The following is a 15,126-nucleotide window of genomic DNA, read 5'->3' on the forward strand; positions in this document are numbered from 1 at the left end:
GGTCGAGACGTTGTGCGCCCCCGAGCACGACGACGCACGTCGCCCCCACCTCGTGCGCCTCCGCCCCCCACGGAGAAGCCATGCCCCCGATGAAGTGCAGCACCCGGTTCGACCCCGCTCCCGCTCCCGCTCCCGCTCCCGCCGCCCGATCTGCGCGAGTCGCGCGATGAACGCGGCCGCGCCGCATCGCGTCGGCATCACGTTCGCCATCGCCGCCGTCGCCGCGATCGTCGTGGGCGTGCTCATCGCCGGCGCCCCGGCGCTCGAGCGCCTCATGCTGCGACTGCCCGACGTGCCCGCGGTCGAGCGCATCGCCGTGGCCGCATCGGGGCTCGCGGTGCTGGCCGCCGTCGTCTGGATGTTCGTTCGGCTCGGCGAACTCGGACGCGCCCGCGCCCGGCGACGCGCGCTCGAGGCGAGCGTGCGCGGAGAGGTGAGCTGCGGCATCCGCAGCCGAGATCTCGTGACGGGCCTCACCGAGCTGACGGCCGACGATCCGCGCGCGGTCGCGCTCGCGGCGCGCTACTCGATCGTGGCCGACGAACTCGGCATCTCGTTCTGGAACGGCGGCCGCCGGCCGCGGCGTGCCGCGCACTTCGCCTGGCGCGAGGTTCGCGGCATCCGCAGCGACTCGATGGTCGCGGGCGACTCGTCGTTCTCGGTGCTCGTGCTCCGCGTGCGCCGTGCCGGCGTCAGCGTCGAACTGCCCATCGTGTTCGCCGCCGAACGTCCCGGCCGCTACGCGCTGTGCGACGCCCCCTTCTACGCCGTCGTGCGCAGCTGGAAGGCGAAGCACCGCGAGGCCCTCGCGGCCGAAGGCCTCGAGGTTCCGCCGCTCACGGCGCCCATCCAGATCGTGCGCCAGTCGCCGGTGCTCGCCGCACGCTGAGACCCCCGAAGTCGCTCTGGGCGAACCCTGATTCGACGGCGAGTAGAATCCCTTCGTGCTCATCTGCCTCTCCGCGAGTCACAAGAACGCCGGGTTCGACATGCTCGAGCGTCTTTCGGCGACCGCGGATGCCGCCGGCCCACGCATTCGCAACGGGCATCCGGCCGTGCAGGGCGCCGTCGTCGTGGCCACCTGCAATCGCTTCGAGGCCTACCTCGACCTCGACGCCGCCGAGGGCGAGTCGCCCGTGCCCGCAGTGCACGAGGCGATCCACGCGGTGGGCGCCGTCGCGGGCCTCGAGCCCGACGAGCTTCGCACCACCTTCGGCTTCGTGCACGGCAACGCCGTCGCGGGCCACTTGTTCTCCGTCGCGTCGGGTCTCGAATCCGTCGTCGTCGGCGAGGGCGAGATCGCGGGGCAGGTGCGCCGTTCGCTCGAACGCGCTCGCACCGAGGGCACCACGACGCCCGACCTCGAACGACTCTTCCAGCGCGCCTCGCAGATCTCCCGGCGCGTGAAGAACGAGACCGGGCTCGGCGGCGAGGGCCGCTCGCTCGTGCGTCTCGCGCTCGACCTCACCGAGAGCCGCGTCACCGACTGGGCCGGCACCCGCGTGCTGCTCGTCGGCACCGGCCGCTTCGCCGGCGCCTCCCTCGCCGCCCTGCGCGACCGCGGCGTCACCGAGGTGCGCGTCTTCTCGCCCTCCGGCCGCGCCGCGAAGTTCGCCGCGGGTCACGGCATCGAGGCCGTCGGCCGGCGAGAGGTCGCCGCAGCTGCCGCGAGCGCCGACGTCATCGTCACCTGCACCACGGCCGAGCACCACGTCGTCGATCGGGCGATGCTCGAGGCCGGCCGATCCGGGCTCGCTCCCGTCGCCGGTGCTGACGCCGGCGTCGCCGATTCCCTTCGCCTCGTCGCGCGGCCCGACGCCGTCATCGCCGAACGCCAGCTCGTGATCGACCTCGGGCTGCCCCGCAACGTCGCCCCAGACGTCGTGGAGGTACCGGGCGTCGAGCTGCTCGACCTCGAGACCATCCGCATCCACGCGCCGCTCGAAGAGTTCGGGGCGACCGACGCCGCGCGCGCGATCGTCAGCGGCGCCGCTCGCGCCTTCGGCGAGAGCCGTGAGGAGCAGGACGTCGCGCCCGCCGTCGTCGCCCTTCGGCGGCACGTGTTCGACATCCTCGACGGCGAGATCGAGCGTGCGCGCACCCGCGGTGACGACGACGGCCGCACCGAGGCTGCGCTGCGGCACATGGCCGGCGTGCTGCTGCACACCCCGATGGTGCGCTCGCGCGAGCTCGCCCGGGCCGGCGAACAACAGGCCTGGATCGACGGCCTCGCCGCGATCTTCGGCGTGACACCCGATGCGGGTGGCGCGGCACGCGCGGTTCCAAACGCCGGCGACGCCGGCGTCGACGATGCGGGCACGGTCGCCACGGCCTGATCGGCACGCACCGCTTCTCGCTCACGCTTCGTCGTCGGAGGCTCACGATACGATCCTGTCGATGCACGAGTCCACTGAGCCAGCGCCCACCATCCAGCCCGAGGCCGACGGCCCGCCCGCCCTGCGGTTCCCCTTCGATGCGACCTCGCTCGTCGAATCACCGCTGCGCACGCCACGCCTCGTGCTGCGTCCGCTCGAGGCATCCGATGCCGCGGATGTGTATGAGTACCAACGGCTTCCCGAGGTGCTCGTCTACCTGCCATGGCCCGAGCGTGCCCAAGTCGAGGCCTACGCCCACACCGCGACCCGTGCCGCGGCGCGGGTGCTCGCCGCCGACGGCGACTTCTTCGTGCTCGCGATGTCGCTGCCGGGCGCGCCGTCTCTCGGTGGCGCCGGGCACGACCGCGTGATCGGCGACATGATGGTGCGCGTCTCGAGCGTCAAGCATGCGCAGCTCGAGCTCGGCTGGGTCGTGCACCCCGATTTCCAGGGCAAGGGCTACGCGCGCGAGGCTGCTCTCGCGATCAGGGACTTCGCGTTCGAGACGCTCAACCCGCATCGCATGCAGGCCTTCCTCGACGCCCGCAATGCGGCATCCGCCGCGCTCTGCGAGCGTCTCGGCATGCGGCGCGAGGCGACGATTCTCGAAGAGCAGTTCAACGACGGCGAGTGGCAGGACACCGCCCTCTACGGCGTGCTACAGCGCGAGTGGTCGGCGAGCCGGGCACGTGATGTCGAGAGCGCCGCGGCGGGCTTGACGGCCTGAGGGACGCCGGGCGCTCTCCGCCGATCAGAAAGCCGGCGGCGCGCACCTTCGGGCTGGGTGGGCCAGGCGCGCACTCGATCGAAGCTACGCGGTGAACGCCGCACGGCGCGCCCCCCGTTCACGGCGCAAAGGCCGTTCTCCATCGCTCGAGGGCGCAGTTCTCCACACGTTATCCACAGGCTGTGGAACATACGTTCGAACCTCACGTGCAGCGGTGGAGCCTGCGCGCACCTCGGTCACCGCGACATGATGCGAGCGGTCATGGGCACGACGATCGAGCGCGGCATGATGCGAGCGAACACCGCCGTCGCGGCGTTGCCGGCGCCCGAGACCACGGAGGCCGGCGTGCGACGCGCATCGAGTGCGCGCATCGCCGTGGCGATGGCCTGCGCCGGCGTCTGGTAGCGGCCGACCCGCGCCTCTTCGGTGCCGACGACTTCGAAGAACTCGGTGCGCGTGGCGCCGGGGCAGAGGGTCGTGACGCGCAGACCCGAATCGCGGGTCTCGAAGGCGACCGCCTCGGTGAAGCTCAAGACGAATGCCTTCGTCGCCCCGTAGACCGCCATGGTGGGCACGGGCTGGAATGCCGCGGTGCTCGCCACGTTCACGAGGATGCCCCGGCCCGAGGCGGTCATCGCCGGGAGGAACTCGCGAGTGAGCGAGACGAGTGCGCCGACGTTGAGCCGCACCTGCTCGTCGATGCGCGCTGGGTCGGCATCGACGAGAGGGCCGTGCATGCCGAACCCGGCGTTGTTGACGAGCGAGTCGATGGTGAGGCCGCGATCGCGCACGAACGCGGCGAGGGTCCCGACGGCGCCGGCCGCGGCGAGATCGAGGGAGATCGGATGCACCGCGACCCCGTGCGCGGCGGCGAGCTCGTCGGCGAGTGCGACCAGGCGATCTTCGCGGCGGGCGACGAGCACGAGGTTCGCGCCGCGCGCAGCGAGGGTTCGAGCGAACTCGGCGCCGAGGCCCGAGCTCGCGCCCGTGATGATGGCGGCGGTTCCGGCGTGGTTGCGGGACATTCGGTGCTCCGATCGAAGTGCATGATGTTGTCAGTGACAACATCATGCATGATCGAACGCCATGTTGTCAATGCCTACATCTCGGCTACACTCGAGATGTGTCGACCCCCGCCTATCATCGCGAGCACCTGCGAGAGACACTGCTCGAGCTCGCGGAGCGCACCGTGCAACGGTCGGGCGTCGAGGCGCTCTCGCTCCGCCAGCTCGCACGCGATGCGGGGGTCAGCCACGCGGCGCCGGCACGCCACTTCCGCGACAAGCGCGCACTCCTCGACGCACTCGCCCTCGACGGCTTCGAGCGCCTGAACCGGGCGATGACGGATGCCGCGGCGACATCCGGCTCGTTCGATGTCGGATTCCTCGCCGTCGCGAGCGCCTACGTGTCGTTCGCCGTCGACAACGCCGCACTGCTCGGCCTCATGTACGCCGTGAAGCACGAGGCCGACGCGAGCGAGGCGCTCGTCGAGACCGCCCGCGGCAGCATGCGTGCGACCATCGCGCTCATCACCGAAGCGCAAGCTGCGGGCGAGGTGCTGCCCGGCGATCCCGAGCGCCTCGCGTTCGTGATCTTCGCGAGCGTGCACGGCATCGCCGCCCTGGCGACCGGCGATCTCCTCGACGGCATGTCGGTCGAGGACGCCACCCGGGCGACGGTCGACGTGCTGCTGCGTGCGATCGGCACCGGGAGCACCCACCCCTGAGCGGCACGAGCTCGTGCACGCACTGCGATCGAATCGAACCGGAAGAGTCGGGTGCCGGTCGAGGCTCGCGGGCAGGCTGGTGAGTGAAAGGGGGCGACCGTGATCGCAGCACTCAACCGGCTCGTCGAGTACATCGACGAGCACCTCACCGAGGAGATCGACATCTCCGCAGTGACGAGCGGCCTCGGCACGACCGAGTACCACTTGCGCCGAATGTTCTCGTCGCTGGCCGGCATGCCGTTGTCGGAGTACGTGCGGCGACGCCGCATGACCGTCGCGGCTGCCGAAGTGCTCGCCGACGACGGTGACCTGCTGGGCATCGCCGTTCGCCATGGCTACGGCTCGACCGAGGCGTTCAACCGAGCGTTCCGATCGGTGCACGGCGTCGGCCCTGCCGACGTGCGCCGAGACGGCGGCCCCCTTCGCTCACAACCGCAGCTCAGGTTCCGCCTGACCGTAGAAGGGAACTCCCCCATGGACACTCGCATCACCGACCGACCGGCATTCCGGCTCGTCGGGCATTCGGCCCGCGTGCCGCTCATCCACCACGGCGTCAATCCGCACATCCAGGCGCACATCGCCACGCTGCCCGAGGCCGAGCACCCCCGCCTCAAGCGATTGAGCGACACCGAGCCGTCGGGCCTCCTCCAGGTGAGCGCCGACGTCGACCCCGACTACGCCGAGGGCAGCGAACTCACCTACCTGCACGGCGTCGCCGTCAGCGAGGCGACCACGGTGCCCGACGACCTCGACGCGATCGAGGTGCCGGCCGGCACTTGGGCGGTGTTCCACGTCGCGGGCTCCTACCCGTCGGCCCTGCAGTCGGCATGGGCAGCGACCGCGACCGACTGGTTCCCGTCGAACCCGTGGCGGTTGCGGCCGGGCCCGTCGATCGTGGCGGTGCTCGACCGGGCCGCCGACTTCAGCACGGCGACGTGCGAACTGTGGCTGCCGGTGGAACGCGCGTAGGGCGTGTCCGATAAATGCCGCGCCCAGGCGATCACGCCGTTGAGGACGCCTGCGGTGCGCGGAGACGCCACGACTACGCCGGGCGCTCAGCTACGGGGCGGGGGGCCGACGACGACTATCGGACCGTCGCCGCACGATTCCGGGATGGGGACCGATACCGTGGCGCCGTCAACGGGACTCCCCCCGGCGACCTTCATCTCGTCGCCGAGTCGGTACTCCTCGCCCGCGAAGGTGAGAACGGTGCCGTCCCAGGTCGTAAGTTTGTCGGGGAAGACTGGGATGGCGCCGTCCTCGAATCGCAGACAGTCGTCCACGAATGCGAGCGTTCCGACCTTCAGCCCAGCATCCGCGACCCAGTCCTCCGGCAGCGGGTACGTGAGAAGTCCTGACGGCTCCTCGGCCGCGCATCCGCCCAGCAGCAGCGCGACGGAGACTACGACGATGATTCCATGCCCGCGCAACCGTCTATTGGCAACCGGGTGGGTCCAGGCAGAGCTGGAGTTGGAACCTCGAGAGAATCGGCTCGATGGGCGTGAAGAAGTCATTGAATGCTCCGAATCCCTTGATGACCCCGAGCGCGGTCGTGTTCAGATACACCGGCCCGCCGCTATCGCCCTGCTGCACCGCCGTCCCGGTTGTTCGCGCCAAACCGCCTGCTGTGCCGCTCGACGTGGTCAGGGTTTGGTTGACAGCATCGACGTTCCCGCACTTGCGCCCACCGTTTCGCCCGTACACGCAGATGGAGGAGCCGACGTACACCGCGTTCTTCCCGGTGACCGGCCGGCCAAGCCCGTGGTCGTAGTGGAACCACGCATCCATCATCACCGGGCTCCGCATCCATTGCATGTCACCACTGGCACCCAGGTGCTCAGCCCGAAAGTTGAAGAGAAAGTTGCCGTTCGGGGAGATTTGCTGGAGGTTGTTCGAGCAGTGTCCCGCGGTGATCACGCCCAGGTCAGAACCGACGGCCGCGGTGACCACGAATCCCGACGTGCACGATGGTTGTCCGTCGGTGGCATTGATGGCGGTCCCACCCGCCTGCCCCCATCCGGCGTCGCCCAAATCCTCAGGTTTCGATAGGTGAACCGCTACACCAAAGCCTCGGAGGCTCTCAGCGCCGACGCGGGCTACTATCTCGGATGCGATCGCGGCCGGGTCGGCGAGATCGCCGCGACCGTTCTGAGGTTCACCGGCGATCGTGATCTCGAATACTCGATCGGGAATGATCGGACCCGAAGCAACCTCGACGCCCGGGCCCGCCAACTCGATCGCCTCCGCGTGCACGCGATCGCCGACAGAAATGATCTCGGACTCCGACGCTCCGAAGTTCTCGATGACTGCATACGGGTAACCTGCAGCCGCCAGGATGTCGTTCGCACCCGCTGGGACTTCTGATGCAAAGGCGACATTCACTGCTGTTCCACTGAACCAGCCCGCCGCGTAGTCAGACGGGTAGGTCTCACGAACAAGGGTGATGGCGTTGCTCGCCTCGAGTTGCCACTCCGCAGCCTTCTCAAAGGCGTCCATGTCGGAGTTGTGGGGTGCCGATGCGGCGATCAGCGACACGTCAGCCGAGAGGGATCGACGCGGCGTTTGCCTTTGGCAAGTACTCGATCTGTGACCCCAGAATCAGGAACGTCAGAGCGAACGCGAACGCGAACCCGAACCCGAACCGAACGGGGGGCTTCGACATGCAACCTCCATCAGCACCGAGGACCGCGAGTGCCGTCAGCCTAATGATTGCCGAGAGGCTTCGCTAGACGTAGCACCTGCGTCCGTTGCGCGTTGGCGGGCGACGCCGTTCCTCCCCGCAACGGTGTCCTCCGAGACAGACCCGCTATGACACGCTCGCTGGCCGGCATCCATCCAATCCGATCCCACCTCGGTGGCGAACACCCTGTAGCGGGTCGTTCGCGTGCCTGCCGATGCGGAGGTCGTGCGATGAACGATGGATCGAGCGGCTCGAGGCCGCCCAGACGACGCTTCTGGTGGTGGGCCGCGATCGCGGGCATCGTGAGTGCCGGCGCGTTCCTCGCCGTGGCCGAACTCATCGCCCTCGCCGTCGCTCGCGATGGCAGCCCGATCCTCGCGGTCGGCTCCTTCGTGATCGACATCGTGCCGCAGCCGTTCAAGGAGTTCGCGATCGCCACGTTCGGCGAGAACGACAAACCGGTACTGCTCGCAAGCCTCGGGCTCGCTGTGGTCATCGCGGCAGCCCTCGCCGGCGTGCTGCAACTGCTGCGTCCCCCGCTCGGCGTCATCACGATGGGCATCGCCGGGGCGCTGTCGGTCGCCGCGATCGTGACGCGCGCCGGGGCCACACCGCTGGCCTTCGTCCCGCCCGTCGTGGGCAGCGTCGTCGGCAGCATCCTGCTCGTCGTGCTCGTGCGTCGGCTGCGCGCGTGGCGTGAGGCAGTGGCCGCCCCCGCGGCCGCACCTGCAGCCTCGGCGCCCAGCACCCCAGCCGACCCGGCCGACCCCGCCGACCCGGCCCAACGCCGCCCCGCGCCCGGCGTCGACCGGCGCGCGTTCTTCCGCATCGCGGCCATCTCCGCGGCATCCGCGCTCGTCGTCGGCGTCGGGGCCCGCATCGCAACGGCGACCACCTCGTCGATCGCCGCCATCCGCCGGGCGCTGAAGCTGCCGGCTCCGCGGTCGACCGTCGTGATCCCGGCCGGCGCCGAGCTCGACATCCCCGGCATCAGCCCGCTCGTCACCCCGAACGCCGACTTCTACCGGGTCGACACCGCGCTCGTCGTGCCGTCGGTCGATCCGGCGGCGTGGCGCCTGACCATCGACGGCATGGTCGATCGTCGCATCGAGCTCAGCTTCGACGACCTCGTGAACATGGGACTCGACGAGTACGCCGTCACGCTCACGTGCGTCTCGAACGAGGTCGGCGGCGAGCTGCTCGGCAACGCGATCTGGCTCGGCGTTCCGGTGCGCGAGGTGTTGCGACTCGCATCGCCGACGTCGGGCGCTGACATGGTGCTCTCACGCAGCGTCGACGGGTTCACGGCGAGCACGCCGCTCGAGTCGCTCACCGACGACGGTCTCGACGCCATTCTGGCGGTCGGCATGAACGGCGAGCCGCTGCCGCTCGAGCACGGCTTCCCGGTGCGCATGGTCGTGCCCGGCCTCTACGGCTACGTGTCGGCCACGAAGTGGCTCACGGAGCTGAAGGTCACGAGGTTCGACGCCGACGAGGCGTACTGGACCCCGCGCGGCTACAGCGCGAAGGCCCCGATCAAGCTCTCGTCGCGCATCGACACCCCGCGCATCGTCACGGCCGTCACGGCCGGCCCGACCACGATCGCCGGCGTCGCGTGGGCGCAGCCGGTGGGCATCGAACAGGTCGAGGTGCGGGTCGACGACGGAGCCTGGCAGCAGGCGACCCTCGCGACTCCGATCAGCGGCAACACGTGGGTGCAGTGGTTCCTCGAATGGCAGGCCACGGCCGGCACGCACTACCTCACGGTGCGCGCGACCGACAAGGACGGCACGTTGCAGACCGAGGAACTCGCCCCGATCGCCCCCGACGGCTCGAGCGGCTGGCAGCGCCTGCTCATTCGAGTGAGCTGAGTGGATGCCGCGTGGCCGGTCATGACCGGCCACGCGGCCCTGCACGGCAGCGCGGCGCTACGCGCCGATGAGCCGTGCTGCCAGGTATCCTTCGAGCTCGGCGAGGGGCACTCGCACCTGCTCCATGCTGTCGCGCTCGCGAACTGTCACGGCGTTGTCGTCGAGCGAGTCGAAGTCGACCGTGATGCAGAACGGCGTGCCGATCTCGTCTTGGCGACGATAGCGACGGCCGATCGCGCCGGCGTCGTCGAAGTCGACGTTCCAGTGCTTGCGCAGCGACGCGGCGACCTCGCGGGCGAGCGGCGACAGGCGCTCGTTGCGGCTGAGCGGCAGCACGGCGGCCTTCACGGGGGCCAGGCGCGGGTCGAGCCGCAGCACGGTGCGGGTGTCGACGCCGCCCTTCGCGTTCGGCACCTCTTCGACGTCGTACGCGTCGACGAGGAAGGCCATGAGCGAGCGGGTGAGGCCGGCCGCGGGCTCGATCACGTAGGGGATCCAGCGCTCGTTCTTCGACTGGTCGAAGTACGACAGCTCTTTGCCCGAGTGCTCGGAGTGGGTCTTGAGGTCGAAGTCGGAGCGGTTCGCGACTCCCTCGAGCTCGCCCCACTCGCCGCCCGTGAAGCCGAAGCGGTACTCGATGTCGACGGTGCGCTTCGAGTAGTGCGACAGCTTCTCCGCCGGGTGCTCGAAGCGGCGCAGGTTCTCGGGGTTCACGCCGAGGTCGACGTACCAGTCCCAGCGGTAGTCGAGCCAGTACTCGAACCACTCGTCGTCGGTGCCGGGCTCGACGAAGAACTCGAGCTCCATCTGCTCGAACTCACGCGTGCGGAAGATGAAGTTCCCGGGCGTGATCTCGTTGCGGAACGACTTGCCGATCTGGCCGATGCCGAACGGCGGCTTCATGCGCGCGGCCTGCAGCACGTTGGCGAAGTTGGTGAAGATGCCCTGCGCCGTCTCGGGGCGGAGGTACTGCAGCCCCGACTCATCCTGAACCGGGCCCAGGTAGGTCTGCAGCATCATGTTGAAGTCGCGGGGCGGGGTCCACTGGCCGCGGGTGCCGCAGTTGGGGCAGGCGATGTCGCCCATGCCGTTCTCGGGGGCGCGGCCCTTCTTCTCCTCGAACGCCTCGAGCAGGTGGTCTTCGCGGAAGCGCTTGTGGCAGTGCAGGCACTCGACGAGCGGGTCGGTGAAGACACCGACGTGGCCGGAGGCGACCCACACCTGCTTGGGCAGGATGACACTCGAGTCGAGGCCGACGACATCATCGCGGCCGGTGACCATGTACCGCCACCACTGCCGCTTGATGTTCTCTTTCAGCTCGACGCCGAGGGGCCCGTAGTCCCACGCAGACCTCGATCCGCCGTAGATCTCGCCGGCCTGGAAGACGAACCCCCGATGCTGGGCGAGGGCGATGACGGATTCGAGACGGCTGGGTGCGGCCACGGTGGCTCCAATGGTCCTGGGATCGGGCGAGAGGTCGGGATCGGGCGAATGCCGGAAGACGACACGGTGTCACCATCCTACGGGCGGGCGCGGGCGCGAACGAGCGCGCGCCATCCCGCCGGGCGACTCGGCGTGCCGCTACGCTGTGCCCAACACGACCGGGGCCGAGGGGGCAAGGGTGTGGGATCTCGTGCTCGAACTGAACGTGATCGATGGTCCGTTCGTCATCGCCGTCGCCGGGCTCTCGGCGCTGGCCCTGCTCTACCTGCTCTTCCGCGGCTCGGGCTGGTCATGGGTGATGGCCGTGATCGTGCTCGTCATCGTCGGGGGCCTGCTCGGCGTCGCGACGCTCTGGATCGCGGTCAACCTGCTCGACGCGTTCGGCGGCCCGGTGAACGAGGCGGCCTGGCTCTGGGTGCCTGCCGCGTTCGCCGCGAGCCTCATCGCGATCTGGAACCTCTGGCACTCGAGATGGTGGCGCAAGGTGATCGCACTGCTGGCGATCCCGCTCTTCGCCGGGGTCGCGGCGCTCGGCGTCAACGCCGCCTACGGCCTGAATCCCACCCTCGGCTCGATGTTCCACATCTCGACCGCCGACCCGATCGCCGTGCCCACGCCCGATCCCGCTGATGCCGCCGACCCCGCCGAGCCGCTCTACCTGACCTGGGCGCCGCCCGCCGACCTGCCCGCGAAGGGCCAGGTCGGTGTCGTCGAAGGCGGCGTGCCGAACACCGTGTCGGGCTTCCCCGCACGGCCCGCGCAGCTCTACCTGCCGCCGGCGGCGCTCGTGACGGATGCCCCGCGGTTGCCGCTCGTCGTCATGATGATGGGCCAGCCCGGCGACCCCGACGCGAGCTTCATCGGCGCGGTGCTCGACGACTTCGCCGCCGAGCACGACGGGCTCGCCCCGATCGCGCTCGTCATCGACCAGCTGAGCGACCCCTCGGTCGACCCGCTCTGCCTCGACACCGAGCTCGGCATGGTCGAGACCTACGTCACCCAAGACGTCATGCCGTGGGCGAAGCAGCACCTCGACGTGCTGCAGGGCCGGCAGTACACCACCATCGCCGGTTACTCGAACGGCGGCGAGTGCGCGGCCTACTTCGGCGCGAAGTACCCCGAGATGTTCGGCAGCATCCTCGCAATCTCGCCGGTCGAGTTCGCGGGAGCGGAGCAGGCCGCCGATGTGCTCGCGAGCGTCTTCGGCGGCAGCCAGACCGCCTACGACGCAGTGAAGCCCGCGAACATCATGGCGGCGAAGGCGCCGTACCCCGACACCACCGCGGTCTTCACGGTCGGCGAGCGCGATCGTGCGTTCGAGCCCGGCACCGAGCGACTCGCGGATGCCGCGGCGGCGGCCGGCATGGCAACGACCTTCTTCGTCGTGGCCGGCGCCGACCACGACGCCGAGGCACTGAACGGCGGACTCGAGAAGGGCTTCGAGGTACTCTCCCCCAGGCTCGGATTGGCGGCACCGTGACCCGGACGACCGAACACGTCGACGACGCCGAGCCCACCGGGCGCCTGCGCTCGACCGCGGAGACGCTCGGCGGCGTCATCCGTCGGGTGCCCTTCAGCATCGCCCTCGCCGTCGTGCTGCTCGGCACGACGATCGCGGCCGGCACCGCCGCCGGAAGCGCCTCCGACGCGACGACCTCGACCTGGGCTGCCGGCGTGCTCACGACGATCGAGGCCGGCCGCTGGTGGACGGTCGGCTCGGCGCTCGTGATCGCGTTCGACCCCTTCCAGCTCGTGTTCGGCGTGCTCGCCTCGCTGCTGCTGCTCGGCATCGCCGAACGCCGCATGGGCACCTGGCGCACGATCGTCGCCTTCGTGGTGACCGGCGTGCTCGGCGTCGCGCTCGGCACCGTGGTGCAGTGGCTCGGTTCACTCGCCGGCGAGTGGTGGGCGACGGGCACCGCCGCCGACCTGACCCTCGACCCGCTCACGGGCATCGTGGGCGCGCTCATGGCGTCGACGGCGTTCATGGGCACGCTGTGGCGCCGGCGCATCCGCCTCGTCACGGTCGCCTTCATCCTCGTCTTCGTGCTCTACGACGGCGACTCGTCGAACGTCTACCGTCTCGTCGCCGCGGTCGCCGGCTACCTGCTCGGCGCCGTGCTCGCGCGCGACGCCTCGACCCTGTCGGCACGCCGGAGCTCGCACCGCGAAACCCGCACCCTCGTGGCGGCGATCGTCGCCGTGACCGCGGTCGGGCCGATCGTCGCGCTCATCAACCGCTCCGAGCTCACGCCGTTCGCATTCGGCTCCTACCTCTATCGCGACGACCCGCTCGAGCTGGCCGCGGTGATGGCGCAGTGCGGAGGGAGCACGGGCGGCGGGGCGGCGGGCGACGCGTGCACCACCCAACTCGCACTGCTCAGCGCCCAGGGCTTCGGCATGTTCCTGCTCTCGTTCGTGCCGGTGCTGCTCCTGCTGCTGGCGGCGTGGGGCCTCCGCAGCGGGCGACGCTTCGCGTGGTGGCTCGCGATCGCGGTCAACCTCGCCATCCTGCTCTTCGCCCGCACGGCGTTCGACGTCACGGTCACGACGGCCGACGTCGACGACGGCACCTGGACGGTGTTCGACCTCGGCGAGCTGGTGGTCTGGATCCTCGCGGTGCTCGCGCTGCCGATCGGCATCATCGTCATGCTGATCGCCACGAGGCGGCACTTCCAGCTGCGCGCGCCCCGGCGCAGCATCGCGCAGTTCGCGGTGACCGTCGGCGCGACCTTCGTGGTACTGGCCGGCCTCTACTTCGCCGCGGGCCTCACCACGCTCGGTGAGTACTGGCCGGCCGCGACCGGCTGGGATCTGCTGCTCGACACGCTGAAGCGCTTCGTGCCGCCGCACTTCCTCGCCGTCGTCGACCCGATCGTGCTGCCGGGGCACGACCTGACGAGCGTGCTCTACCAAGTGGTCGGCCCGCTGTTCTGGGCGGTGTTCATCGTCGCCGCCGTACGGCTCATGTCGCGGTCGCGCGCCGAGACCGCCGCGAAGACGGCCGACGACGAGCGGCTCCGCGAGCTGCTGCACCGCAACGGCGGCGGCACCCTCGGCTTCATGGCGACGTGGCCGGGCAACGTGATCTGGTTCGGTGCCGATGGCGACTCGGCGGTCGCCTATCGGGTGATCAACGGCGTCGCCATCACGATGTCCGACCCGATCTGCCCGCCGAGCGAGGCCGGCCGCGTCATCCGCGAGTTCGCCGCCTTCTGCGACGCCAACAGCTGGGTGCCCGTCTTCTACAGCGTGCACCCGCAGTACCTGCCGGTGTTCGACGAGCTCGGCTGGCAGCACATGTCGGTCGGTGAGGAGACCCTCGTGCGCACGACGGGGCTCGAACTCGCCGGCAAGCCGTGGCAGAAGGTTCGACAGGCGCTGAACCGCGGCATCAAGGAGGGCATGACCACCGTCTGGACGAGCTGGAACGAACTGCCGCTCACGACCGTCGCCGAGATCAACGCGATCTCAGAGGAGTGGGTCGCCGAGAAGGAACTGCCCGAGATGGGCTTCACGCTCGGCGGCATGGAGGAGCTGAAGGACCCAGAGGTGCGCCTGATGCTCGCGGTGGGCCCCGATGGCCGGTTGCAGACCGTGACGAGCTGGCTGCCGGTCTTCCGCGATGGCGCGGTCGTGGGCTGGACGATCGACTTCATGCGCCGGGCCGACGGCAGCATGAACGGCATCATGGAGTTCCTCATCGCCTCGGCGGCACTGCACATGAAGGAGACGGGGGCCGAGGTGCTGAGCCTCTCCGGCGCTCCGCTCGCGTCGAAGCCCCTCGCCGACGGCGAGGCGCCACCCGAGCCGACCGTGATGACGCGCTTGCTCGACTGGCTCGCCGCGACGCTCGAGCCCGCCTACGGCTTCTCGTCGCTGTTCCGGTTCAAGGCGAAGTTCAACCCCGAGTACGAGACCATCTCGATGGCCTACCCCGACCCGCTCGCCCTGCCGACCATCGGTCTCGCGATCGGCCGGGCGTACCTGCCCGAGGTGTCGCCCGCAGAGGCCGTCGCACTCGTGAAGACGCTCACGGCGTAGTCGAGCGGATGCCGCGGGCAGCTGTGAGTGGCGATGAATCGCTGCATTCGAGGGCGCCCCAGAGCTCGCTGAACCGGTCCCCTGCCCCTCTGCCGACTTTTGCCGACTGACCGACCAAAGAATACGGACAACTCTCGGCTTTCGCTTGACCTATCCGCAAGATGTGCCGTACCGTTCGAAAAAGAACGCCGGTCGGTTTTGCTGGCAGGCGGTCTGGGAGCGTGACGACCGGTGTGAACCAGGGCATCGCGAGCCCGTGC

General features: G+C 69.8%; 12 protein-coding genes. 8 read left to right on the forward strand and 4 right to left on the reverse strand.

Going from position 1 to position 15,126, the window contains the following annotated elements:
- Positions 1 to 166: 166 nt before the first annotated feature.
- The 3 genes from H521_RS0106420 to H521_RS21820 all read left to right on the forward strand — a co-directional run bounded on the left by H521_RS0106420 (position 167) and on the right by H521_RS21820 (position 3,102).
- Positions 167 to 889 carry a hypothetical protein gene (locus tag H521_RS0106420; protein WP_022892204.1) on the forward strand — a complete coding sequence of 241 codons (723 nt, stop codon included), beginning with the start codon at positions 167 to 169 and terminating at the stop codon, positions 887 to 889.
- 55 nt (positions 890 to 944) lie between these two features.
- The gene (locus H521_RS21815) at positions 945 to 2,336 is read left to right on the forward strand and encodes a glutamyl-tRNA reductase (RefSeq protein ID WP_022892205.1); all 1,392 of its coding nucleotides are present in this window, start codon (positions 945 to 947) and stop codon (positions 2,334 to 2,336) included.
- Positions 2,337 to 2,397: 61 nt separating this feature from the next.
- The gene (locus tag H521_RS21820) at positions 2,398 to 3,102 is read left to right on the forward strand and encodes a GNAT family N-acetyltransferase (RefSeq protein ID WP_022892206.1); all 705 of its coding nucleotides are present in this window, start codon (positions 2,398 to 2,400) and stop codon (positions 3,100 to 3,102) included.
- 236 nt (positions 3,103 to 3,338) lie between these two features.
- On the opposite strand, the gene H521_RS0106435 is transcribed toward H521_RS21820, so the two are convergent.
- Positions 3,339 to 4,127: an SDR family NAD(P)-dependent oxidoreductase gene (locus H521_RS0106435; RefSeq protein WP_022892207.1), complete on the reverse strand. Its 789-nt coding sequence runs from the start codon at positions 4,125 to 4,127 to the stop codon at positions 3,339 to 3,341.
- Positions 4,128 to 4,225: 98 nt separating this feature from the next.
- Here H521_RS0106435 and H521_RS0106440 point away from each other — a divergent pair, with 98 nt between their 5' ends.
- Positions 4,226 to 4,828 (forward strand): TetR/AcrR family transcriptional regulator, encoded by a 603-nt coding sequence (locus tag H521_RS0106440; protein ID WP_022892208.1) that lies wholly within the window; start codon positions 4,226 to 4,228, stop codon positions 4,826 to 4,828.
- Between the two features lie 99 nt (positions 4,829 to 4,927).
- Entirely contained in the window at positions 4,928 to 5,797 is an 870-nt protein-coding gene (locus tag H521_RS0106445) for an AraC family transcriptional regulator (protein ID WP_022892209.1), read from the forward strand.
- A gap of 86 nt (positions 5,798 to 5,883) precedes the next feature.
- Here the strand turns inward: H521_RS0106445 and H521_RS0106450 are convergent, their stop codons facing one another.
- Positions 5,884 to 6,258 carry a hypothetical protein gene (locus H521_RS0106450; RefSeq protein ID WP_022892210.1) on the reverse strand — a complete coding sequence of 125 codons (375 nt, stop codon included), beginning with the start codon at positions 6,256 to 6,258 and terminating at the stop codon, positions 5,884 to 5,886.
- Positions 6,259 to 6,262: 4 nt separating this feature from the next.
- Positions 6,263 to 7,363, reverse strand: a complete 1,101-nt coding sequence (locus tag H521_RS21825) for a S1 family peptidase (protein ID WP_040424005.1) — start codon at positions 7,361 to 7,363, stop codon at positions 6,263 to 6,265.
- Between the two features lie 375 nt (positions 7,364 to 7,738).
- On the opposite strand from H521_RS21825, the gene H521_RS0106470 reads away from it, so the two are divergent.
- Positions 7,739 to 9,379: a molybdopterin-dependent oxidoreductase gene (locus H521_RS0106470; protein ID WP_022892214.1), complete on the forward strand. Its 1,641-nt coding sequence runs from the start codon at positions 7,739 to 7,741 to the stop codon at positions 9,377 to 9,379.
- 57 nt (positions 9,380 to 9,436) lie between these two features.
- On the opposite strand, the gene H521_RS0106475 is transcribed toward H521_RS0106470, so the two are convergent.
- Positions 9,437 to 10,822, reverse strand: coding sequence for a glycine--tRNA ligase (locus tag H521_RS0106475; protein ID WP_022892215.1), 1,386 nt, complete (start codon positions 10,820 to 10,822; stop codon positions 9,437 to 9,439).
- A gap of 178 nt (positions 10,823 to 11,000) precedes the next feature.
- Here H521_RS0106475 and H521_RS0106480 point away from each other — a divergent pair, with 178 nt between their 5' ends.
- Together H521_RS0106480 and H521_RS21830 are read left to right on the forward strand one after the other, a co-directional pair.
- On the forward strand, positions 11,001 to 12,302 hold the full coding sequence (locus tag H521_RS0106480; RefSeq protein WP_022892216.1) for an alpha/beta hydrolase: 1,302 nt from the start codon (positions 11,001 to 11,003) through the stop codon (positions 12,300 to 12,302).
- Positions 12,299 to 14,866, forward strand: a complete 2,568-nt coding sequence (locus H521_RS21830) for a phosphatidylglycerol lysyltransferase domain-containing protein (RefSeq protein WP_022892217.1) — start codon at positions 12,299 to 12,301, stop codon at positions 14,864 to 14,866. Before H521_RS0106480 ends, H521_RS21830 begins: the two co-directional genes overlap by 4 nt.
- Positions 14,867 to 15,126: the final 260 nt, after the last annotated feature.

This window comes from Agromyces subbeticus DSM 16689 (genome assembly GCF_000421565.1).
GTDB lineage: Bacteria > Actinomycetota > Actinomycetes > Actinomycetales > Microbacteriaceae > Agromyces > Agromyces subbeticus.